This window comes from Nostoc sp. (assembly GCF_036917435.1).
Taxonomy (GTDB): domain Bacteria; phylum Cyanobacteriota; class Cyanobacteriia; order Cyanobacteriales; family Nostocaceae; genus Nostoc.
This window is the reverse complement of sequence record NZ_JBALDM010000033.1, coordinates 287193-308184: the sequence shown is the minus strand read 5'-3', so window position 1 is coordinate 308184 and position 20992 is coordinate 287193. Positions and strand designations below refer to the sequence as shown.

The following is a 20992-nucleotide window of genomic DNA, read 5'->3' as shown; positions in this document are numbered from 1 at the left end:
AGTAGCTCCTATCTCTTCACTTGTGTACCTCCAACTCGCTAAACTAACAGATAATATTTCAGGTGATTTCAATCATCATGACTGTAATTAGCCAAGTTATTCTCAAAGCCGACGACGAACTGCGTTATCCCAGCAGTGGCGAACTGAAAAATATCAAAGACTTTTTGCAAACAGGCGTACAACGGACGCGGATTGCAGCCACATTAGCCGAAAATGAAAAAAAGATAGTTCAGGAAGCAACCAAACAACTTTGGCAAAAGCGTCCTGACTTTATCTCCCCTGGAGGTAATGCTTACGGTGAACGCCAGCGCTCTCTATGTATCCGCGATTTTGGCTGGTACTTACGTCTAATTACTTATGGTGTCCTTGCTGGCGACAAAGAACCGATTGAAAAAATTGGTTTGATTGGTGTGCGGGAAATGTACAATTCATTGGGCGTTCCTGTGCCTGGAATGGTAGAAGCGATCAATTCCCTCAAAACAGCTTCCCTTAGCTTACTGAGTGCGGAAGACGCATCTGAGGCAGCACCCTACTTTGATTACATCATTCAAGCGATGTCTTAGTACAAAGTCCGTGCTGGTTTTAGGAGTATACTTCCGGTCTACTAAAGTGAGTGTAATACATTAGCACTCGATAGGCATAAGATACCGAATTTGATCATACTCTCCCCACAATTGGTAGTGGCTGTGGCAAAATCTCTGTCAAGTTACCAACCAGTTGCGGGGAAATTTATTTTTAAGTATGGTTATGGGGCATTTTTTCAAGGATGAAGAAAATACGGACATAAAAAACCGACAGTCCTTGATTAAGGCTGTCGGCAATTAAGTGTGTTCCCTATTAATGACTCGGCTAGAGTTCAGTTATAACTAATTATGACTAATTAGCGATCGCAAAGGGACGATCTTAATCATAGATATGTGTGATTCTCGTCACTTGATTTTCACAGCTAAACTGGATGTACCCGAATAGTCTCTGAATTTAAGTCGATACTTATAATTATTGATGCTATAAATAATACTTGACTTACTTAATTGGTTTATCTTTAGACATCGCGTGAAATATACAGGAAAGTAGAAGTGCGTAGCTTGCCAACCTAGGCATCGCACTTTGCAACATAAATTAATTAGCATCCCAAAATACTTTTAACGTATCGCGGAAGTCCCCATCTTCAAGGTACTCCTAAGATGGGGATTGTGAGCGGGGAATGAGGATTGCATCTGGAATTGATTTTTTACTCGGTAAAAAAAAATTCTAGATGTATGACGAATTCCCAAAATTTTCTGGTAAGATAACTAATGTCTTGACCATCAATGCCGCAAGCGAAAACCAAGCTAATAGGTATATGTTGCAAGAGAAAGATTTGGGTCTTGGGAACCAGGACTCCTGCCCTTGGAGGGAATGTCAGACTAAAAAAACTACGGAGTTTTTGAGGCTATTCCCAATGAATTGGGAAGCTCAGACAACAGAGGTAGGCAAGTCTGAGTAGTTCACCGCCATTCACCAACACAGTTAGAGTTAGCAGCAAAACTTATTCACAACGTCTTGCAATAAACCTAGCTTGGGGTAATAATGGCAACAGAACAAAAGCACAGCACCTATTTATCAGAAGCCGAAAGCCGTTTGCGTCAGCTTACTCCTGAGAAGTTGCGAGTAGCAGTTGCAATGATTGCTTATTTGCAAAAAACAGAAGGAAGCGAAGCTACTGAAAAACTATTATTAAATATTCCTAATTTTGCCGAATTTTTCCGCGAAATTGAACAAGATGAAGACAAATTAGAAAATACTGCTTCCAATCAGATTGCCTCAGATGAAGAAGTATTGCAGGCTTACTTAGCAGTTGAAAAAAAATGGGAAGAGGTTTTTCGCCGCCTTGCAGACTCTTAAATTTCTGACTATTTCTCAAGTCTTAGATATTCACCAATGCCAAATTCAAAGATTTGGTGGAACATCGGGTGTCAGAGACGAAGGTTTGCTAGATTCAGCACTGGCACAACCTCAATCTACTTTTGGCGGTGAACTTCTCCATCCAACAATTCATGAGCAAGCAGCAGCGTACCTATACCATTTAGCAATGAACCATCCGTTTCTTGATGGCAACAAGCGCACTGCATTTGCGGTTATGGATACCTTCATAACCTTAAACGACTACAGTTTAAACTTATCGCCAGAGCAAGCTTAAAACTTGGTGATTCAAGTAGTTCAGAAAGAAATATCCAAAAAAGAGTTACCTGCATTTCTAGAACTGCGCCTACAGAGCAACTAAATCGATAGAATAATGCTCTGTCCCCCCCAGAGTGCATTATTTCCATGACCGCCACATCTCCTGCTCCCTTTTCCCCCCAAGAAATCGCTGCTGAAGGTTTGAAGCCAGAAGAATACGCAGAAATTGTCCGTCGGTTAGATCGTCATCCCAACAAAGCTGAACTGGGAATGTTCGGGGTAATGTGGTCAGAGCATTGCTGTTACAAAAATTCTCGACCTTTACTCAAACAATTTCCCACTGAGGGGCCCCGCATCCTTGTGGGGCCTGGTGAAAATGCTGGTGTTGTAGATTTGGGTGATGGACTCCAACTAGCTTTTAAGATTGAATCGCACAACCACCCATCAGCTGTAGAACCATTTCAAGGTGCAGCAACGGGAGTAGGAGGCATTCTCAGAGATATTTTTACAATGGGTGCGCGTCCCATTGCCCTATTAAATTCCCTACGCTTCGGTTCCCTAGAAGATGCCAAAACTCAAAGGCTGTTTCAAGGGGTAGTGGCGGGGATTTCACATTATGGTAATTGCGTTGGCGTACCCACCATTGGCGGCGAAGTTTACTTTGATCCAGCTTATTCTGGTAATCCCCTGGTGAATGTCATGGCACTAGGATTAATGGAAACATCAGAAATCGTTAAATCTGGGGCATCTGGCTTAGGAAACCCCGTGCTGTATGTTGGTTCCACCACTGGGCGCGACGGTATGGGAGGCGCGAGTTTTGCCAGTGCAGAATTAAGTGACCAATCAATAGATAATCGCCCGGCTGTACAAGTGGGCGATCCATTTTTGGAAAAGTCGTTAATTGAAGCTTGTTTGGAGGCGTTTAAAACAGGTGCAGTTGTCGCCGCCCAAGATATGGGAGCAGCCGGTATCACCTGTTCTACCTCAGAAATGGCGGCAAAAGGCGGTGTGGGAATTGAACTAGATTTAGACAAGATTCCCGCAAGAGAAACAGGCATGGTTCCTTATGAATATCTACTTTCGGAATCTCAAGAACGAATGCTGTTTGTTGCCCACAAGGGGCGTGAGCAGGAGTTAATCGACATTTTTCACCGTTGGGGACTTCAAGCCGTTGTCGCTGGGACTGTCATCGCTGAACCCATTGTGCGAATTCTCTTTCAGGGTGAAGTAGCAGCAGAAATTCCGGCTGAGGCTTTGGCGGAAAATACTCCACTATATAACCGGGAATTATTGGCAGAACCGCCAGAATATGCGCGTCAAGCTTGGGAATGGACTCCTGATTCTTTACCTCATTGCACAAGTACTGGTATAGAACTCCAAGGAAGTCTAGAAAGTTGGAATGATATTCTGTTAACTTTGCTCGATACACCTACGATCGCATCTAAAAACTGGGTATATCGTCAATATGACCATCAAGTACAAAATAATACGGTAATACTACCAGGTGGTGCAGATGCAGCTGTTATCCGTTTGCGCCCACTTGAAGAAATTCCCAATCTAAAATCTAAAATCCCAAATCTCAAATTAGGGGTAGCAGCAACGGTAGATTGCAATCCTCGTTATGTTTATCTTGATCCCTACGAGGGAGCTAAGGCAGTGGTGGCGGAAGCTGCACGCAATCTTAGCTGTGTGGGTGCAGAACCTCTGGCGGTGACGGATAACTTAAATTTTGGCTCTCCAGAAAAACCAATTGGTTATTGGCAATTGGCAGAAGCTTGTCGCGGTTTGGCAGAGGGTTGTCGGGAATTGGCGACACCAGTCACAGGGGGAAATGTCTCTTTATACAATGAAACTCTTGATTCTCAAGGTGTTCCACAACCCATTTATCCGACTCCGGTTGTGGGTATGGTGGGCTTGATTCCTGATATCACTAAAATTTGTGGTCAAGGTTGGCAAGCATCCGGTGATGTGATTTATCTTCTCGGATTGCCTCTGGCATCCAAAATCAGTTTGGGAGCATCGGAGTATTTAGCCACTATCCACGGGACTGTTGCCGGAAAACCACCACGGGTAGATTTTGACTTGGAACGCCGCGTCCAGAAAGTTTGTCGGGAAGGAATTCGTAATGGTTGGATACGTTCAGCCCATGACTCTGCTGAGGGGGGAGTGGCGATCGCACTAGCAGAATGTTGCATCGCTGGCAACCTTGGTGCCGAAATCAATTTAGAAATAGTACCAACGCAGTTAAACCGCCTGGATGAATTGCTATTTGCCGAAGGTGGTGCCAGGATTTTAGTTTCTGTAACATCGACACAACAAGCAATTTGGGAATCATACTTACAGGAACATCTCAGTCAACAGTGGCAAATACTAGGTACAGTTAGCAATTTTGAGACGGGTTTGAGGGTTTTCACCACTGATAATCAGGTCTTAATCAAAGTTAGTATCGAAGATATGAGCGATCGCTATTCCCATGCGATCGCTAGGCGGCTCACCACCCATACCACTATTTCTGAGTCCTGAGTATTTAAACTTCACTCAGAAATCAGCACTAATCACTCAGAACTATTAGCGTCTCTGGGCATAATTACGGTACTGTTTTAATAGATGGTTAAAGATTTATTAAGAAATCAATAACCATCTATACACATAATCCCAGTAACTAACTAATTCGTAATTCGTAATTGAAGCATACAAGCTCCTTGATTGGTCAATGAAAACACAAAAGCTCGTAGCATCACTATTTAAAGCCTTGTATAAATTTAGCAATGCTAAATCCATACACTCATGGGCTAATAACTACGAATTACGAATTATCAATTACGAATTATTTTGACTTGACCCCCCCACCAGGAGCAAAGCTAGCATGACCTCTATTCATTCTGTCACTTCGGATGAATACCCCGACCCTACCAACAACCCAATCAATAGTGATGAAAATCAGCCTGACAAGCCAGAAGAAGCTTGTGGTGTTTTTGGCATTTACGCACCAGGAGAAAACGTTGCTAAACTGACCTACTTTGGATTGTACGCCCTCCAGCATCGGGGTCAAGAATCAGCTGGGATTGCTACTTTTGAGGGAACACAAGTCCATCTCCACAAAGATATGGGCTTAGTGTCTCAAGTCTTCAATGAATCCGTTTTGGATCAATTACCTGGTAGCCTTGCTGTTGGGCACACTCGTTATTCCACCACAGGTTCTAGCCGCAAAGTTAATGCCCAACCCGCAGTTCTGGAAACTCGCTTAGGTTCATTAGCTCTTGCACACAATGGTAATTTAGTCAATACAGTGCAATTACGTCAAGAGTTGCTTGAGAAAAAATACAACTTAGTTACCACAACAGACTCAGAAATGATCGCTTTTGCGATCGCAGAAGCCGTCAACGCTGGTGCAGATTGGCTAGAAGGTTCAATTCAGGCATTTCACCGTTGTCAAGGAGCCTTTAGTTTAGTTATTGGCACTCCTGACGGGGTTATGGGTGTCCGTGACACCAATGGTATTCGTCCCCTAGTAATTGGGACTTTAGCGGGTAATCCAGTTCGTTACGTTTTGGCATCCGAGACTTGTGGTTTAGACATCATTGGAGCCGAATACCTACGAGATGTAGAACCAGGTGAATTAGTTTGGATTACCGAAGAAGGTTTGGCTTCCTATCGCTGGAGTCAGCAGTCTGAGCGGAAATTGTGTATTTTTGAGATGATTTACTTTGCCCGTCCTGATAGCATCATGCACAACGAAAGTTTGTACAGCTATCGGATACGGTTAGGACACCAACTAGCTAAAGAATCTTGTGTTGATGCCGATATTGTCTTTGGTGTTCCTGATTCTGGTATCCCAGCTGCGATCGGATTTTCTCAAGCTTCTGGTGTAGCCTACGCTGAAGGACTGATTAAAAATCGCTATGTTGGACGAACCTTTATTCAGCCGACACAAATGATGCGTGAGTCAGGTATCCGCATGAAACTTAACCCACTTAAAGATGTGCTGGCGGGTAAACGAGTAATTATTGTTGATGACTCCATTGTTCGCGGTACTACCAGCCGGAAACTAGTTAAAACCTTGCGTGACGCTGGTGCAGTGGAAGTACACATGCGAATCTCTTCCCCGCCAGTAACTCATCCTTGCTTCTATGGAATTGATACTGATTCTCAGGATCAGCTGATTGCTGCTACCAAATCAGTAGCGGAAATTGCCAAGCAACTGGAAGTAGACAGCCTCGCCTATCTCAGTTGGGAAGGAATGCTAGAAGCCACACGAGAAGACACCAATAGTTTCTGCTCTGCCTGCTTTACGGGTGATTATCCCGTAGCGATTCCTGAGTTAGTGAAGCGTTCTAAGTTGAGTTTAGAAAAGGTAGTGGTGTAGGAATTGAAGAAGGGAATAGGGTACAGCTTACAGGGTACAGCTATTCCCTATCACTGAACAAAGAGATCCCCGACTTCTTGAAGAAGTCGGGGATCTGAGCCTCTAGGTGTTTGTAAATGAAATAGGATTGCCATATCTCAGGCTAAAATGGCTAAATCACCTAAATAAAGATGGTTTATGAACCAGCCGATATCTGAGAGAGTGCGCTGGACTACCGCCGATTTAAAGTTGTTTCCAGATAACGGGAACCGCTATGAAATTATTGACGGAGAATTATTTGTGACCAGAGCGCCTCACTGGAATCATCAAAAAGTCTGTGTCAGAATTATGACTCCATTGGATATCTGGTCACAAGCTACTTCTTTGGGACAAGTCGTACCTGCTCCAGGCATAATTTTTGGGGATAATGATAATGTAATTCCTGATGTTGTCTGGGCTAGCAATGAGAGGTTGCCCTTGCTTTTAGACGAGGCGGGGCATTTGACTGGTGCGCCAGAACTGGTAATAGAGGTACTGTCTGCTGGTATTGAGAACGAAAAGCGGGACAGGGAATTTAAACTAAAGCTTTACTCAGCAAGAGGTGTTAGGGAATATTGGATTGTGGATTGGCGCAACCAACAGGTAGAAGTTTATCGACGCGAACAAGCGAGTTTAAAGTTAGTTGCTACGTTGTTTAATGGTGATGAGTTGAACTCACCCATATTGCCTGATTTTACTTGTGCGATTGCATCCTTATTTACTTAACATAAGTTCCCAGAATTGCCGTAACTTCTTGCTATTCGTAATTTTTAATAAAAAGTAATTGGCATAGGAGAAGGCGCAATGTCTCAGCAGTATTCAATTGAGCAAGTTCCTAAGAATCTGGATAAAATTTTTCAGGAAATTGAGCAAGGCGAATCGGTACAAATTACCCAACAGGGACAGCAAGTTGCTGTGATTCTACCTGCGGCTGAATATCAGCGTTTGTTGCATGGAAAACCAGCTTTTTGGGAATCTGTAGAGCGATTTCGTCAAGAAATTATGGAAGAAGGAATCGAAATTGATCCTGATGAGGTTTGGAAAAATGTACGCGACAAGTCTCATGGACGAGAGATAATATTGTGAGTCGCTTTTTACTCGATACTAACGTCATCTCTGAGCCATTAAGGCCACAACCGAATGCAGCAGTTATCCAAAAGTTGCAACAGTATCAAGGTGAATTTGCTATTGCTTCCGTTACTTGGCATGAATTGCTATTTGGTTGCTATCGTCTGCCCGCTTCTAAAAGGCGAGAGAGAATTGAACAGTATCTCAAGGAGATTCTCCAACCAAATATTCCTATCCTGCCCTATGAGAGTATGGGAGCCGAATGGTTTGCTTTAGAAAGAGTGCGACTAGTAACTATAGGAAAAACTCCCGCGTATCCAGATGGACAGATTGCAGCGATCGCAAAAGTCAATGGTCTGATTTTGGTAACAAATAATATTTCAGACTTTATTGATTTTCAAGAACTTCAACTAGAGAATTGGTTTTGTTAGTTAAGTAGGTTACTCTTTTTAAAGATAGCAAAACTGATTTTAATTACAGAGCGATGTCTACGACGGGCTACGTCTACGCATCCTTATTTACCTAACATAAGTTTGCAGTATTGCTAATATTTTAACTGTGCTGCAAAAACTCAACCTTGGGCAATAACGGATCAGTCACAATACCCACACCGCTAAAACCCCAGCGTTTGAGCAAGTTTCCTAACTGTGTACGGGCAATAGATTCTACAGTAAAGCGATTTGCCACTTCTGCCGCATGGGTATTGAGATAACTAAGGGCATCAAAGTTTTCCTGGAACAGCAATAAATAACCTGATGTTTCGGTGTCAGGACGAGCTATGAGATAATTACCGTCAGCTTTTGAACGTACCAAGTAATAGACTTCAGACAGCATGGAGATGATGTTAAACCAATGACAAATGACAAATGACTAATTGAGATTTTCTAGACGAATGCGTGGATCGGCGGCTTTTAACATTAAATCGGCGATTAAATTACCAGCAATCAGCAACACTGCACCCATTACTAAGCTTGCCATTAATAAATATAAATCTTGAGCTTGTAAAGCCTGTAAGGTTAACCTGCCTAAACCGGGCCAGTTAAAGAAAAATTCGGCAATGAAAGCACCGTTTAATAAACCAGCCAATTCAAAACCCAATAAGGTAATCAAAGGATTTATGGCGTTGCGGAGTGCATGAACGTAGATAACGCGGTTTTCTGGCAAACCTTTGGCACGAGCGGTCTGGATATAATCTTGACGCAGCACATCTAATAATTCGCCGCGAGTGATGCGTTGTAAACCAGCAAAACTAGTAATTGAGAGGGCGATGGTGGGTAAAATCATGTGCCAGCCGACATCTAAGATTTTGCCAAACCACGTTAGTTCTGAGTGATTGATGCTAGTCATGCTACCCACAGGGAATAAGGGCGAGGTGAGTTGGGCTAAAACCAGCAACGCTAAGGCAGTTATGAAACTGGGAAAGCCTTGTCCGGCATAGCTAATAACCTGTAAAAGTCTGTCTGCTAGCTTATTTTGGTTAACAGCAGCAAAGATCCCTAGAGGGATGGCGATCGCCCATGTTGCAATTAAAGATGCGATCGCTAATAACAAAGTCGCTGGTACTCTTTCCCACAACAGCGATGCCACTGAACGTTGATAAATAAAACTCGTACCAAAATCCCCTTTTGTCAAGATTCGCCATATCCATAGCCAAAATTGCTCTGGCCAAGATTTATCCAGACCAAACTGCCGCTTTATTTCCTCAATTCTTTCTGGAGATATCTTCGGGTTTTGCCGCAGCGTATCTACATAATCCCCTGGAGCGAGTTGAATAATGAAAAACGACAAAGCTGATGCCAAAAACAAAGTCAGTAGTGCCTGCAATACACGCTTTGCCACATAAATAAAAGTTTCGTTCGTGACTAGCCTAATTAGCCAATCCCGCCCTGTCTCCAAGGAAATTCTCGTAGATGTCATTTGTCCTTTGTCCTTTGTTCTTTATCCTTTGTCATTAGTCATTTGCTAATGACCAATGACTAATGACCAATGACAAATAACTAATATTCGATTAGAGAAATGATCGGCACGTCCGGCAGATATTTACGCCCTTCTAAATCCCGTAGCTCGATAATAAACCCAAATCCTACTAATTCGCAGCCAATCTTCTGCACTAACTTTGCCGTTGCACTCGCAGTTCCACCGGTGGCAATCAAATCGTCCACAATCAAAACTCGGCTATTTTGATGTAAAGCATCTTGATGCAGTTCCAGGCAGTCAGTACCATATTCTAGATCGTATTCAATTGAGTGAACTGCTGCTGGTAACTTACCTCTTTTGCGAACAGGAATAAAACCAGCCCCTAATTTATAAGCCAGAGGTGAGCCAAAAATGAATCCTCTTGACTCGATACCAATCACATAATCTGGCTTTATTCCAGCTTCATTGCATTTTTGTGTTAAAAAGTCAATAGTGTAGCGCAATCCCTCTGGATTACGCAGTAGTGTAGTAATATCCCGAAATAAAATTCCGGGTTTAGGGAAATCTGGGATGTCACGAACGAGAGATTTTAAATCCATAAAATGGGAATGGGGCATAGGGCATAGGTAATGGGTAATGGGGAATGGGGAATGGGAAGAAGAGGAGCGGGGTAAGTATGGAAAAAAAGAAGTATTGATTATTGACCAATTCTCAATGCCCAATACCCAATGCCCAATACCCAATGCCCAATGCCCAATGCCCAATGCCCAATTCCCAATTCCCAATTTTCAGATACCTGAAAAATCGTACACTATAATGTCATACGCTGGGGTCGGGGCTGAAGCTTCGTCCTTTATTGACGATAATTAGAATCTAAACCAAGCTAGAAAAGGTATTGGACTAAGAAATGAGGTGAATTAACTTATGTTTTAAAATTTTGATTTCAATATAGGGAAAACTGTAAGTAGAAAGAGTTAAGTAATGTATATATCAGGTAGTCATGCTACTGCTACAAGTCTAACGTTCAAGTCTTGGCTACCGATCTTAAATTTGTTTTACCTAGTCTGTTGGAACCGCACAAGGTATTTTATAGAATGAATGTCTCAGCAAGTTTAACGCCGTTCAACAGTCCAACTCAAGATTCACTGCCGATGATTCTGGACACTTTGCCAGATCCTGCGATCGCTTCCAAGACTTGTCCTCGGAGAACGCGGTTGCAAATTGACCTGATTTTATTGGCAATTGAAGCTTTAGAGCTTGGTGGTTCGGAAGCAATCTTGAGTTTTGCTCAAGAGTTGGATCTAAAAGGAATTGTCAAAGACAGGGTGAATTTATGGCGGATGCGTAGCTCTAATCCGCTACGGAGAGCGCATATCCGCCGTCCCTTAACTATCATGGAAGCAAAAGCTTTGGTAGTCATTGCTTGCTACATAGCTCGGCGTTTAACTGTTGTCATCCGCCAGTTATTAATGATATGTCAACAAATGGAAGAAAAGCAGATTCCATTGGAACAGAATTTGCGTCTATCTAATTATCTAGAGCGGTTTAGAGCGCATTTTAAGAGCCGGATGAATGTTCGACGTTCTGGTGTACTAGCATTAACTTCTGATGAAAAATTAGATGAGCTAGCTATAAATTTGTTAGGACAATTACTATTTTGTACAGGTACAGCTGGAATGCAGCGATTCTGGATTAGTCTTTTTGACGGTGAAGTGGAATGAATATTCAACGTAAGTACAGTCTACCTAATTGTACACTGCTTTTAGAAGGGTTAAGTGATGTCACTAGGGCTGCACAGTTTCAGGAAATGCGCCCGGAATTATCAATATTGGTAAATGCAGAATGCTATTTATCTGGTTATAATCAGCCTCTAACTGGAGGGCGGGAATTTTTTGAAAGTTTGGTGAGGGCTGTTAGTGGCTATGCTCAAGAATTTTTAAGTAGTGTACCCAACCCCCAAGCACACAACCAGGAATCTGAGCTAGTAGAGTTTCGGAAAGTTGACAGTAACCGACACAGATTAATTATCCATTCCGAAGGAACTCCAGAGGGGTTCGATCGCTCTAACAATTCCAAACATCCGCCCATTGAAATAGATTTGAATACGGTGCAGTTGTTTGATTTAGTCGAAGCAGTGGATCAGTTTTTTGCTGATACTCAAACTTTACCTGAACTTTCTCTAGAACTACAACCAGTTACCAGACGCTATGGCGGTGCTAGTCAAGCTTTGGTTAGACAAGCTGTACCTGCTGCTGTGGGTGTGTCAAGTTTAGCAGTCGCTGCGATCGCCTTTAACTTGATTCCACCTCCGCAACTGCGTCCACCGCAGCCAAAAATAGATGAGCAAAGTAGCTCTACAACAAACAATGTCACTCCTCCAGTATCAGCTGCTGCAACACCCATCGCTGCTGAAACGCCTGCACTAACGCCCAAAACTAATGCAAAACCGGCAGTTAAAGATTTAGAAGTACTTTTAAATACAGTTCCAGAAATTACCGATCCATCCCAGTTGCGTGCATTGAATCGTCAAGTTTATAACCAAGTTCATCCAGCTTGGGCTAATCGCTCAGGATTGCAACAAGATTTGATTTATCGTCTGGGTGTAGCTGCGGATGGTGCGATCGTTGGTTATAAAGCGGTGAATAAAGAGGCGAATCTAGAAGTAGGTAAAACTCCTCTGCCTAACGTACTTTACAATCCAGCTACCCGCCCTCCCATTTCCAATGAACCAATCGCTCAATTCCGAGTTGTGTTTACTACAGATGGTGTGTTGCAAGTTAGTCCTTGGCGGGGATATGCTAGAACGCCAGAGGTAGTGGGTACAAAAATTAGTGACTCTAATATAGTCAAAAGTTTAAACCAAAAGCTTTATAGTAAAGTTCGGCAAACTTGGAGTGGCAAACCCACCTTCACGCGAGATTTGAAATATCGGGTAGCAGTCAACAAAGATGGTGTAATTGCTGACTATGAACCACTCAACCAAGTTGCCTTTGACTATTTTAGGGAAACACCTCTTCCGAAGATGTTCAATGCTGTCTACGGCTCCAATGTAGCAGCACCGAACGATAAAGAACCTCTCGCCCACTTCCAAGTGGTATTTAAGCCTAATGGCAACCTAGAAGTTACGCCTTGGAAGGGATATCAGTAATTGGGAATGGGGAATGGGGAATTGGGAATGGGGAATGGGGAATTGGGCATTGGGCATTGGGCATTGGGCATGGGGGAGAGAATTAAGTTTCTATTGCTTATTGCCTATTGCCTATGGATTTTAGATAAGCATTAAGTTTGGGTAACAGTTCATCAAGAATTGGTTTAAATTTGCTTACTTGTTCTTTTATCAATAACTGTCTGGCGTAGGCTAACCTCAACCAACTGATGGTTTCATACAAAGACCCTCTCGCAATCTTGACAAAACGTCGATTGTCTTGATAGTTGTATCTACCTCTACCTTCTGCGATGTTCGCACAAACACTATCAGCAGATCGAACAATTTGCTTGCCCAGTGTATCTTTAGTGAAATTGTCCCATCCTTTAACAATATGCCAAATTTCATTAGCTAGCTTTTCAGCAAGTTGATAAACTTCTAAGTCCTCAAAATCAGGTCTTCCCACAAAATTCCATTGATCAATTATTGATCAATAGTTCCCAATTCCCAATTCCCAATTCCCAATTCCCAATTCCCAATTCCCAATTCCCAATTCCCAATTCCCAATTACCGCGTAATCCTACCCATATAATTCCCCCATAACTGAGCGGCTTGAGCGCTACTACCAGATGTGGGGGAATTGTTGTCGTTTCCCAGCCAAACACCAGTTACAAGCCGCCGACTTGGGATAAAACCTATGAACCAGAGGTCAACGTTTTTATTAGTCGTGCCTGTTTTACCAGCTTCCCCCAATCCCAAGGCAGCACTACGACCAGTACCTCTGCTGATGACACCACGCATCAAACTAGTCATCTCATCGGCTACACCAGTTGGTAGAACTCGTTTGTTGGCATCTGGGTCTTGGTCGAAGGAGTAGATTACACGGCAAGTTTTGATATCATTGCGATCGCTGCAATCACCACTGTCTAAAATTCGGTTAATCGCATGGGGAGGATTCCACACTCCACGATTGCCAATAGAGCCAAAAGCACCAGTCATTTCCAAAACATTGACTACACTTTGACCCAGTACTAAGCCAGGAACCGGATCAAGATTTGACTTTATTCCCAAATTCTGGGCCATCGCCACTACTTTATTCAGCCCGATTTCTTTGGCAACTCCCAAGGCGATAGGATTTTCTGAAAGAGCAAGTCCGGTGGCAATATCTAAACTACCAGCACTTGAACGACAGGGTTTGTAAGTGAAGCCTTGCCAAGTTAAGGGAGCGCAGGAATAAGTCTTGGACGGTGAAATTCCCTGTTGAATGGCGGCAGTGTAAGCAAAGATTTTAAAAGTGGAGCCTGGTTGTCTTTTGGCTTGAAACGCACGATTGAACTGACTTTTTTTGTAATCAGTTCCGCCTACCATTGCCAGGATGCCACCTGTACTGGAGTCAAGTGTTACCACAGCCCCTTGAGAAAAATTAAAACTTCCACCACTATTGTTGACTGAATTCCGCAACGCTGATTCCGCTTGGCTCTGTATTGCAGGATCAAGCTGGGTTTCAATGATATAATTCCCTTCGTTTGCGGCTCCCTGTCCTAAGATTGATTCAAGTTCAGAGAAGACATAATTGTAAAAATAAGGAGCGATCGTCTTAGCTTGCTGTTCACAAACTTTAGGACTAACTTGGACGGTGGAACGTCTAGCTCGGTTCGCATCTTCAGGTTTAATTTTGCCCATCTCTAGCAACCGCTTAATAACGCGATTCCGGTATTCAGCCGCTCCTAGCTTATTTGGCCCATTCCCACAAAAATCGAATGCATTGGGAGCAGGTAAAATTCCTACCAACGTTGCTGCTTCTGCCAAAGTTAATTCTTTAGCCGGCTTATCAAAGTAATACCGGGCTGCATCCTCAAAGCCAGAGGTGTCTCCCCCCAAAAAAACCCGATTTAAGTACATCAGCAAAATTTCATCTTTGCTGTAAAAGGTTTCTAGCTTCAGGGCGACAACTGCTTCCCGTAATTTACGTCCAAGGGTATCCTGTCTGCCCACATACTCCCGGAATAAACTGCGGGCAACTTGCTGCGTAACAGTGCTGGCTCCTTGCTGCACATCTCCGCTACGGCTATTGATTAATACGGCTCGTAAAATCCCCAGAGGATCAACTCCAAAGTGCCAGTAATAACGACTATCTTCTGAAGCTACTACGGCAAATGGCAAATAAGGGCCAAATTCCTCTAAACGCTTCATATCTACATGAGAGATAGTTCGAGGCTCTCTCAGTGGGGTGGCTCCATCACGAGCGTAAACAACTACTGGGGCGCGTGTAGCTGTAGGTAAGGGTTTAACTGAAAATTTCAGCGATTCTACGCCAATCACTAATGCGAACAAGGCGCTGACACCACCGACACCATAAGCTGTCCAACTTGCAGCTTTGACATACCATGCTGGCGGATCGACGTATTGCAATCGCACGGAAGCGGCGAGTTCTGGAGGCCCCAGAGTTAAAATATCGCCGTGACGTAGTTCTAGAGAATTAACACGACGCTTGCCACGATAAATGCCATTGGTGGAGTTTTCGTCTTTGATCACGAAAACTGGTGTGCTATGAGTAGAATTCCGCGATAGCGACAGGTGAATTTGGCTGACAACAGGGTTACGGACGACAATATCGCTGGATTTGGAGCTACGACCGAGAATATAGCGATCGCCCAACAGTGGATATACCTCTGCTTTATCCGCCCCCGCATCCTGCACCCAGAGTTCCGGTACTTTGGCATTAGGCTTGAGCGCCAGCTTGGAAAAATCAACCCTAGCTTGGATAGTATGGACTGCTTGAGTCAGTTGACCAATTAACGTTTGTGGCTTGTGAGGGGGTTGGGGAGAACTCATCGGCTATTCACATCACACTTTTTAGTGAAGAATCGGGCGAATCAAAATTTAGATGTTAGTCTTTCATCATTTTACTCATAAGCCAAAGCATAAATTAGCTATACGGAATTTTTTGCTTTATTTTATACTTTATCTTTCTTGACAATCTGAATTAGCTGGTTATTTTTGTCACTTTTTTACAGACTCTTAAAATTTTTATGGATTCTCAAAGGCTTGTTTTCTCTAGTAATACTACTTTAGTAACTACAAGCATAGATATTTAAATTTGTATTTATAAACACTAGTTATTAATAAACAACATATTTAATTTTTACCAATTTTACATATCCATACATTCTGAAACAAACCTGAATATATTCATTTAGGAAGATTTTCTAAATCTTATTGTCTGTTTTAATAGGCCGAGTGTCCGTTAAGGTTAATTTTAGAAATGATGGGAAAATCTCTGACCATGATTGGTACAGCTCTATCTTTGGCGCTGACTGCTAACATTGCTGTAGCCGAATCCAGTAAATCCCCCATAGCCCAATCCACTGGTAGCGAATCTACAAGTGCACCAACGGAAATCAAGATGTCGCCACAAGGCATGAAAATACTGTGCGAGTATTTCCCGCTCAACTCTCGCTGTCCCGGCGGCACAGCACTAACTCCTAGCGCTCCTGCTAGCACTCCAGCACCAGCAGAAACCACACCTCCTAGCGCTCCTGGTAGCACTTCAGCACCAGCAGAAACCCCACCTGGAACTGGAACTCCCGATAGCGCTCCAGCACCAGGAACTGTTACCCCACCTGAACCTGGCGCTCCTAGCAACTTAACTCCAGCCCCAGGAACTGTTACCCCACCTGAACCTGGCGCTCCTAGCAACTTAACTCCAGCCCCAGGAACTGTTACCCCATCTGAACCTGGCGCTCCTAGCAACTTAACTCCAGCCCCAGGAACTGTTACCCCATCTCAACCTGGCAATCCTACAGAACCAGGTGCGAACTCTCCCACTCCCAGCACTCCATCTACTCCTGGCACAGGTAATTAAATTAAAAGCTGGATACGATCTCAATACTAATTTGCGATCGCCGATCTTCGGTGCATCTTGACTTTCTGCACCAGTTATGCTAGCTGGTGTGGGATACAAATCCAAATCTCTGGAATCCATAGATCAAGTCTTCGCATATAGGACTGAGCAATGGTTTCAGTAACCACTAATCAATAGCCTGGGATGATTTAATCATCCCAGGCTTAATACTTTAATCGAACCTGCTAGTTGAAGTTGGTGTTTTTTGAAAGGAAGCAATTAACAGGCAAACAATACCAATACTAATAAATGAATCTGCCACATTAAAAACAGGGAAGCTAATCAGGCGAAAATCAAGAAAATCAACGACATGACCTAAAATAAAGCGATCGATACCGTTGCCCATAGCTCCGCCTAAAATTAAGCCATAGCCGAACTGATCCCACAAATTTAATGTTGGGCTAAACAAAGCCAACGCTATCAAGACCAAACTCACTCCTAAAGATAGCCAACGCAACCACTCTACTTTCCCACTTAAAAGACTAAAAGCGGCACCAGTGTTGGTGACATAGGTAAAGTGAAATATTCCAGTTAAGAGTGGTAGTGTTTGCCCTAAGTTGAAGGTTTGCACCACCCAATATTTTGTTATTTGGTCTAAGAAAAAAGCTATAAAGGCAGCAATCCAGAAAAGGCGGTTTTTTAAACGCATGAAACTAGGGGCTAGGGACTAAGGACTAAGAACTAGGGACTAGGGATGAGAAGAATTTTAGATTTCTAGCCCTAGCCTCTAGTCCCTTAATGACTAATAAAACATTAAGTGACGCAATATATATGCTATTACAGTAACGGCACAGACCACACTTAATTGCCCTGGTAGTGCAAACCAAGAGTATCTAAGTATTGCTTGCATCAAAGATAGATTTTCTGTGCCTTTCCACTGAAAAATATAGCTAATAATCAAATAACTAATACCGCATAGATGCAGAGTTAACAAGCCACAAATGCAACTAAAGGCGAGAGTTTCTAGTCGAGGTCTAGCTTTAAAGGCAACTAACCCACAAATCCAAGCTCCAGGAATAAAGCCCAGTAGATAGCCAAACTGAGATAATTTAACATAACCAATACCCCCACCATCCGCAAATACAGGTAATAAGGTTAACCCCATCACTAAATAGGCAATTTGCGAGAGCGCACCAGCATTTTTGCCCCCTAAACAACCCACCAACAGTACTGCGCCGATTTGAAAAGTGACACCTAAAGAAAAAGTCTGAATTCCGTGCTTACTCCAATTCCAAGGAAAGGTGATGCCATAAGCTTCTAGGAAGGTGCCACCCATTGTTAGGAGTAAGCCAATCATTGACCATAGTAATTGATTGGAAGCAGCAAACATTTATCAGGAAACCAGGAAAAGGCAAAATAGCAAACCAACAGCAACTATTATGTTCATTACTATTGAAATAAAATTAGTGCTGACACCTCTAAGAATTAGCATATTTTTTTTTGCGTTTTTGGTATGTAACTTTTCAGTTCTGCGAATTATGGCTTAGGTGTCTATAGCTGTAATTTTATTGATTCAAGCGTAGGCTGATTCTGGTATTTGACCTAATACGCGGTAAGGTTAGCAAAATTTAGTATTTGAACTAAGTTTTTTAGATTCAGCACCAAATTTATGCTACAAATTGTTAAACACAGTTCCTTGAATTCACAATTTTTTAGCGATCGCACCGCCTACTCTCCATAAAATAGGCAATTGATGATTTTTCTTCTACTTTCTCTAGACAATAAGTTCACTGTCTAAACTTAGATTGTTTTGTTATGACTTTAAGCCTGCTTAGACCTATAAGCAAGAACTTTCATGAGTTTTCAGATTTATATAAGCTTTAAATAATATCATATTTTGTCATTTTTTATATATTTTTCATTACTTGGCCAACTAAATTTACTCTAATAATAGAGTTTTATAACTATCTGTAACTCACTTACTGTTGTACTACTTACTAATCATCTGACCAAAGCAGCAGTATAAATTTTATCAAGCAAAAGTAGAAAAGAGTGCTTGTTCTTCATCAAAAAAAAACAAGCATTTTTTGCTTTATTAACCTATTCTTTACCTTGACTCTCATCCTTTAGGGGTATTCTTAGAAGCGCTCACCTGAAAAGTTACCCAAACTATTGATAGCGATGCCCCCACGTCTTAGTGTAATAAAAATTCATCGCCTCACAGCTTCAATTTCAGTGTTAGCACTGACAATCGGACTAGCTTCGTGTGGCGGACAGCAAAACCCAGATAGTACAGCCACCAAGGAAACACCTTCTGGTACTGCTACAGATACTACTGCTTCCAGCACAACCAAATTAGATTTGGGTGGAAATATCAAGTTAAGCGGGGCTGGTGCGTCTTTTCCAGCGCCACTATATGATACATGGTTTACGGATCTAAACAAAAAATATCCAAATCTGCAAGTTGACTATGCCTCAGTTGGTAGCGGTGCTGGAGTTGAGCAATTTATCAAAGGCACTGTAGACTTTGGTGCCAGCGATGTTGCCATGAAGGATGAAGAAATCCAGAAAGTGCCAGCCGATAAGGGCGTTATTTTACTGCCTGTAACTGCTGGTAGCATCGTCCTAGCTTACAACTTGCCAGATGTTCCAGAACTAAAACTACCACGAGCCGTTTACGCTGATATTTTACTAGGCAAAATCAAGTCTTGGGATGATGCCCAAATTGCTAAGGCTAACCCAGGTGCAAAGCTTCCTAAAGAGGCAATCACAGTTGTTTATCGTTCAGACGGTAGCGGAACAACAGGTGTGTTTACAAAACACCTCAGCGCCATTAGCCCAGAGTGGAAGACTAAAGTTGGTGAAGGCAAAACTGTCAACTGGCCTACGGGAGTTGGTGCTAAGGGGAATGAGGGTGTTACCGCCCAAATCCAACAAACACAAGGTTCTATTGGTTATGTCGAGTACGGCTATGCCAAACAAAATAGTCTCAAGTTTGCTGCTTTGGAAAACAAAGGCGGTAAATTTATTGTACCTAGTGAAGAATCAGCCTCTAAAACTCTCGCATCAGTAACTCTTCCGCCCGATCTGCGCGTCTTCATTACCGATCCAGAAGGGGCTGATTCCTATCCCATCGTCACTTACACCTGGATTTTGGCTTACAAGAAATATCCCAATGCCGCAAAAGCTAAGGCAGTTGAAGCCGCGATCGAATACGCTTTAACAGAGGGACAAAAACAGGCTACGACATTAGGGTATGTTCCTCTACCCCAAAGCGTCATCGCAAAGGTGGCTGCGGCTGCCGATCAAATTAGTCCAGAATATAAAATCTCTGTTGCTGGTGGTACTAGCGCCACCAAGTAGCTACAGTCAAGACATGAGGCATTCCTAGACAATAATTTTTAGGCTGCTTACTAAACTAGTTTTAAAAAACGATGAGGCAACAATTTTGTTGAGATGGTTGCCTCCCATATCCTCCTCTGATTTAATTGTGAAAGTCGGTAGTCATGACTACAAATTCTCAAAATCTTTCATCAGCGACAAAAAATCGCTCTGATGTAGAAAAGTCCCTAGATCGGGGTTTTATCTGGCTTACTAAAATTTTCGCCTTTGGGGTTGCTGCAACTTTATTATGGATCGGCTTACAGGTTGCGATCGCTTCTTGGCCTGCCATCCAAAAGTTTGGTGTTAGCTTTTTAGCCAATACCACTTGGAACCCAGTTAATGATACTTACGGGGTGCTACCTCAAATTTATGGAACTCTCTTGAGTTCTTTTATCGGTCTACTGATAGCAGTACCGATTGGAGTTGGTACTGCTATTATCCTCAGTGAGGATTTTTTACCCGCCAAAGCAAAGCTGGTACTGGTCTTTGCGGTAGAACTGCTCGCAGCTATTCCTAGCGTTGTTTACGGTGTTTGGGGTATTTTTGTTCTGGTACCTATCATAACTAACTTGGGAAAATTTCTCAATAGTTATTTTGGCTGGATACCATTTTTTAGTACCTCTCCGACAGGCCCAGGAATGTTGCCGGCGGGAGTCATATTAGCAATTATGACTTTGCCCATCATCACAGCCCTATCGCGTGATGCTTTGATTTCTATACCACCCAGTTTGCGCCAAGCCGCCGTAGGACTAGGAGCAACGCGTTGGGAAACAATTTTGCAAATTCTGATTCCAGCAGCCTTTTCGGGGATAGTTAGTGCTGTGATGTTGGCACTCGGTCGGGCAATGGGAGAAACAATGGCTGTAACAATGTTGATTGGTAATTCCAACAACATTAGTATCTCACTATTAGCACCAGGCAATACGATTTCTTCGCTACTGGCAAATCAATTTTCAGAAGCTAGTGGTTTGCAAGTTTCGGCTTTAATGTACGCTGCTTTAGTTCTATTCTTTTTGACCCTGGTAGTAAATATCATGGCCGAGTTTATCGTTCTGAGAGTCAAGCGACTGTAGCTTAGTTTTGGATTGAA

Annotated in this window: 21 protein-coding genes; 14 read left to right on the top strand and 7 right to left on the bottom strand. The window is 42.8% G+C overall.

The annotated features are described in order from the left end of the window. The first annotated feature begins 77 nt into the window (after window positions 1–77). The 8 genes from V7K98_RS15910 (at window position 78) to V7K98_RS15875 (ending at window position 8043) form a co-directional block, all read left to right on the top strand. Window positions 78–563: an allophycocyanin subunit alpha-B gene (locus tag V7K98_RS15910; protein ID WP_335023374.1), complete on the top strand. Its 486-nt coding sequence runs from the start codon at window positions 78–80 to the stop codon at window positions 561–563. Between the two features lie 1006 nt (window positions 564–1569). Beyond that, window positions 1570–1884, top strand: coding sequence for a hypothetical protein (locus V7K98_RS15905; protein WP_335023371.1), 315 nt, complete (start codon window positions 1570–1572; stop codon window positions 1882–1884). Beyond that, on the top strand, window positions 1871–2179 hold the full coding sequence (locus tag V7K98_RS15900) for a type II toxin-antitoxin system death-on-curing family toxin (protein WP_335023369.1): 309 nt from the start codon (window positions 1871–1873) through the stop codon (window positions 2177–2179). The genes V7K98_RS15905 and V7K98_RS15900 overlap by 14 nt, the downstream gene beginning before the upstream one ends. Window positions 2180–2307: 128 nt before the next feature. Further along, window positions 2308–4683, top strand: a complete 2376-nt coding sequence (gene purL, locus V7K98_RS15895) for a phosphoribosylformylglycinamidine synthase subunit PurL (protein ID WP_335023367.1) — start codon at window positions 2308–2310, stop codon at window positions 4681–4683. Between the two features lie 343 nt (window positions 4684–5026). Continuing rightward, a complete protein-coding gene (gene purF / locus V7K98_RS15890) occupies window positions 5027–6526 on the top strand; it encodes an amidophosphoribosyltransferase (protein ID WP_335023365.1) in 1500 nt (499 codons plus the stop codon). A gap of 177 nt (window positions 6527–6703) precedes the next feature. Next, window positions 6704–7270, top strand: coding sequence for a Uma2 family endonuclease (locus tag V7K98_RS15885; protein WP_335023363.1), 567 nt, complete (start codon window positions 6704–6706; stop codon window positions 7268–7270). 78 nt (window positions 7271–7348) lie between these two features. Next, entirely contained in the window at window positions 7349–7630 is a 282-nt protein-coding gene (locus tag V7K98_RS15880) for a type II toxin-antitoxin system Phd/YefM family antitoxin (protein ID WP_335023361.1), read from the top strand. Further along, window positions 7624–8043 (top strand): type II toxin-antitoxin system VapC family toxin, encoded by a 420-nt coding sequence (locus V7K98_RS15875; RefSeq protein WP_442940421.1) that lies wholly within the window; start codon window positions 7624–7626, stop codon window positions 8041–8043. Before V7K98_RS15880 ends, V7K98_RS15875 begins: the two co-directional genes overlap by 7 nt. Window positions 8044–8164: 121 nt before the next feature. Here V7K98_RS15875 and V7K98_RS15870 read toward each other — a convergent pair whose 3' ends face one another. From V7K98_RS15870 to V7K98_RS15860, 3 genes are all read right to left on the bottom strand, one after another. Further along, window positions 8165–8446 (bottom strand): hypothetical protein, encoded by a 282-nt coding sequence (locus V7K98_RS15870; protein ID WP_265274352.1) that lies wholly within the window; start codon window positions 8444–8446, stop codon window positions 8165–8167. A 36-nt stretch (window positions 8447–8482) separates the two neighbouring features. Then, entirely contained in the window at window positions 8483–9529 is a 1047-nt protein-coding gene (locus tag V7K98_RS15865) for an ABC transporter permease (RefSeq protein ID WP_335023357.1), read from the bottom strand. Window positions 9530–9609: 80 nt separating this feature from the next. Continuing rightward, the gene (locus tag V7K98_RS15860; RefSeq protein ID WP_335023449.1) at window positions 9610–10128 is read right to left on the bottom strand and encodes an adenine phosphoribosyltransferase; all 519 of its coding nucleotides are present in this window, start codon (window positions 10126–10128) and stop codon (window positions 9610–9612) included. A gap of 37 nt (window positions 10129–10165) precedes the next feature. On the opposite strand from V7K98_RS15860, the gene V7K98_RS15855 reads away from it, so the two are divergent. From V7K98_RS15855 to V7K98_RS15845, 3 genes are all read left to right on the top strand, one after another. Further along, window positions 10166–10399 carry a hypothetical protein gene (locus tag V7K98_RS15855; protein WP_335023355.1) on the top strand — a complete coding sequence of 78 codons (234 nt, stop codon included), beginning with the start codon at window positions 10166–10168 and terminating at the stop codon, window positions 10397–10399. 224 nt (window positions 10400–10623) lie between these two features. Continuing rightward, window positions 10624–11250: a DUF3038 domain-containing protein gene (locus tag V7K98_RS15850; RefSeq protein WP_335023353.1), complete on the top strand. Its 627-nt coding sequence runs from the start codon at window positions 10624–10626 to the stop codon at window positions 11248–11250. Then, window positions 11247–12677, top strand: coding sequence for a DUF4335 domain-containing protein (locus V7K98_RS15845; RefSeq protein WP_335023351.1), 1431 nt, complete (start codon window positions 11247–11249; stop codon window positions 12675–12677). The genes V7K98_RS15850 and V7K98_RS15845 overlap by 4 nt, the downstream gene beginning before the upstream one ends. A gap of 97 nt (window positions 12678–12774) precedes the next feature. Here V7K98_RS15845 and V7K98_RS15840 read toward each other — a convergent pair whose 3' ends face one another. Continuing rightward, window positions 12775–13140, bottom strand: coding sequence for a four helix bundle protein (locus V7K98_RS15840; protein WP_335023349.1), 366 nt, complete (start codon window positions 13138–13140; stop codon window positions 12775–12777). A 101-nt stretch (window positions 13141–13241) separates the two neighbouring features. Beyond that, the gene (locus V7K98_RS15835; RefSeq protein ID WP_335023347.1) at window positions 13242–15509 is read right to left on the bottom strand and encodes a transglycosylase domain-containing protein; all 2268 of its coding nucleotides are present in this window, start codon (window positions 15507–15509) and stop codon (window positions 13242–13244) included. 451 nt (window positions 15510–15960) lie between these two features. On the opposite strand from V7K98_RS15835, the gene V7K98_RS15830 reads away from it, so the two are divergent. Then, window positions 15961–16539, top strand: a complete 579-nt coding sequence (locus tag V7K98_RS15830; RefSeq protein WP_335023345.1) for a hypothetical protein — start codon at window positions 15961–15963, stop codon at window positions 16537–16539. Between the two features lie 211 nt (window positions 16540–16750). Here V7K98_RS15830 and lspA read toward each other — a convergent pair whose 3' ends face one another. Next, window positions 16751–17227 carry a signal peptidase II gene (gene lspA / locus V7K98_RS15825; protein ID WP_335023343.1) on the bottom strand — a complete coding sequence of 159 codons (477 nt, stop codon included), beginning with the start codon at window positions 17225–17227 and terminating at the stop codon, window positions 16751–16753. A 93-nt stretch (window positions 17228–17320) separates the two neighbouring features. After that, window positions 17321–17908, bottom strand: coding sequence for a biotin transporter BioY (locus V7K98_RS15820; protein ID WP_335023341.1), 588 nt, complete (start codon window positions 17906–17908; stop codon window positions 17321–17323). A gap of 791 nt (window positions 17909–18699) precedes the next feature. On the opposite strand from V7K98_RS15820, the gene pstS reads away from it, so the two are divergent. Both pstS and pstC read left to right on the top strand, forming a co-directional pair. Then, window positions 18700–19881: a phosphate ABC transporter substrate-binding protein PstS gene (gene pstS / locus V7K98_RS15815; RefSeq protein ID WP_335023339.1), complete on the top strand. Its 1182-nt coding sequence runs from the start codon at window positions 18700–18702 to the stop codon at window positions 19879–19881. 143 nt (window positions 19882–20024) lie between these two features. Next, entirely contained in the window at window positions 20025–20975 is a 951-nt protein-coding gene (gene pstC / locus V7K98_RS15810; RefSeq protein ID WP_335023338.1) for a phosphate ABC transporter permease subunit PstC, read from the top strand. Window positions 20976–20992 lie beyond the last annotated feature (17 nt).

Excerpts from the sequence above, each read along its gene's own strand:
- pstS (WP_335023339.1), top strand. The coding sequence starts at position 18,700 with ATGCCCCCACGTCTTAGTGTAATAAAAATTCATCGCCTCACAGCTTCA.
- purL (WP_335023367.1), top strand. The coding sequence starts at position 2,308 with ATGACCGCCACATCTCCTGCTCCCTTTTCCCCCCAAGAAATCGCTGCT.
- V7K98_RS15870 (WP_265274352.1), bottom strand. The coding sequence starts at position 8,446 with ATGCTGTCTGAAGTCTATTACTTGGTACGTTCAAAAGCTGACGGTAAT.
- pstC (WP_335023338.1), top strand. The coding sequence starts at position 20,025 with ATGACTACAAATTCTCAAAATCTTTCATCAGCGACAAAAAATCGCTCT.
- lspA (WP_335023343.1), bottom strand. The coding sequence starts at position 17,227 with ATGCGTTTAAAAAACCGCCTTTTCTGGATTGCTGCCTTTATAGCTTTT.
- V7K98_RS15830 (WP_335023345.1), top strand. The coding sequence starts at position 15,961 with ATGATTGGTACAGCTCTATCTTTGGCGCTGACTGCTAACATTGCTGTA.
- V7K98_RS15885 (WP_335023363.1), top strand. The coding sequence starts at position 6,704 with ATGAACCAGCCGATATCTGAGAGAGTGCGCTGGACTACCGCCGATTTA.
- V7K98_RS15880 (WP_335023361.1), top strand. The coding sequence starts at position 7,349 with ATGTCTCAGCAGTATTCAATTGAGCAAGTTCCTAAGAATCTGGATAAA.
- V7K98_RS15820 (WP_335023341.1), bottom strand. The coding sequence starts at position 17,908 with ATGTTTGCTGCTTCCAATCAATTACTATGGTCAATGATTGGCTTACTC.
- V7K98_RS15835 (WP_335023347.1), bottom strand. The coding sequence starts at position 15,509 with ATGAGTTCTCCCCAACCCCCTCACAAGCCACAAACGTTAATTGGTCAA.
- V7K98_RS15855 (WP_335023355.1), top strand. The coding sequence starts at position 10,166 with ATGGGGAATGGGGAATGGGAAGAAGAGGAGCGGGGTAAGTATGGAAAA.
- purF (WP_335023365.1), top strand. The coding sequence starts at position 5,027 with ATGACCTCTATTCATTCTGTCACTTCGGATGAATACCCCGACCCTACC.
- V7K98_RS15845 (WP_335023351.1), top strand. The coding sequence starts at position 11,247 with ATGAATATTCAACGTAAGTACAGTCTACCTAATTGTACACTGCTTTTA.
- V7K98_RS15865 (WP_335023357.1), bottom strand. The coding sequence starts at position 9,529 with ATGACATCTACGAGAATTTCCTTGGAGACAGGGCGGGATTGGCTAATT.
- V7K98_RS15850 (WP_335023353.1), top strand. The coding sequence starts at position 10,624 with ATGAATGTCTCAGCAAGTTTAACGCCGTTCAACAGTCCAACTCAAGAT.
- V7K98_RS15905 (WP_335023371.1), top strand. The coding sequence starts at position 1,570 with ATGGCAACAGAACAAAAGCACAGCACCTATTTATCAGAAGCCGAAAGC.
- V7K98_RS15910 (WP_335023374.1), top strand. The coding sequence starts at position 78 with ATGACTGTAATTAGCCAAGTTATTCTCAAAGCCGACGACGAACTGCGT.
- V7K98_RS15860 (WP_335023449.1), bottom strand. The coding sequence starts at position 10,128 with ATGGATTTAAAATCTCTCGTTCGTGACATCCCAGATTTCCCTAAACCC.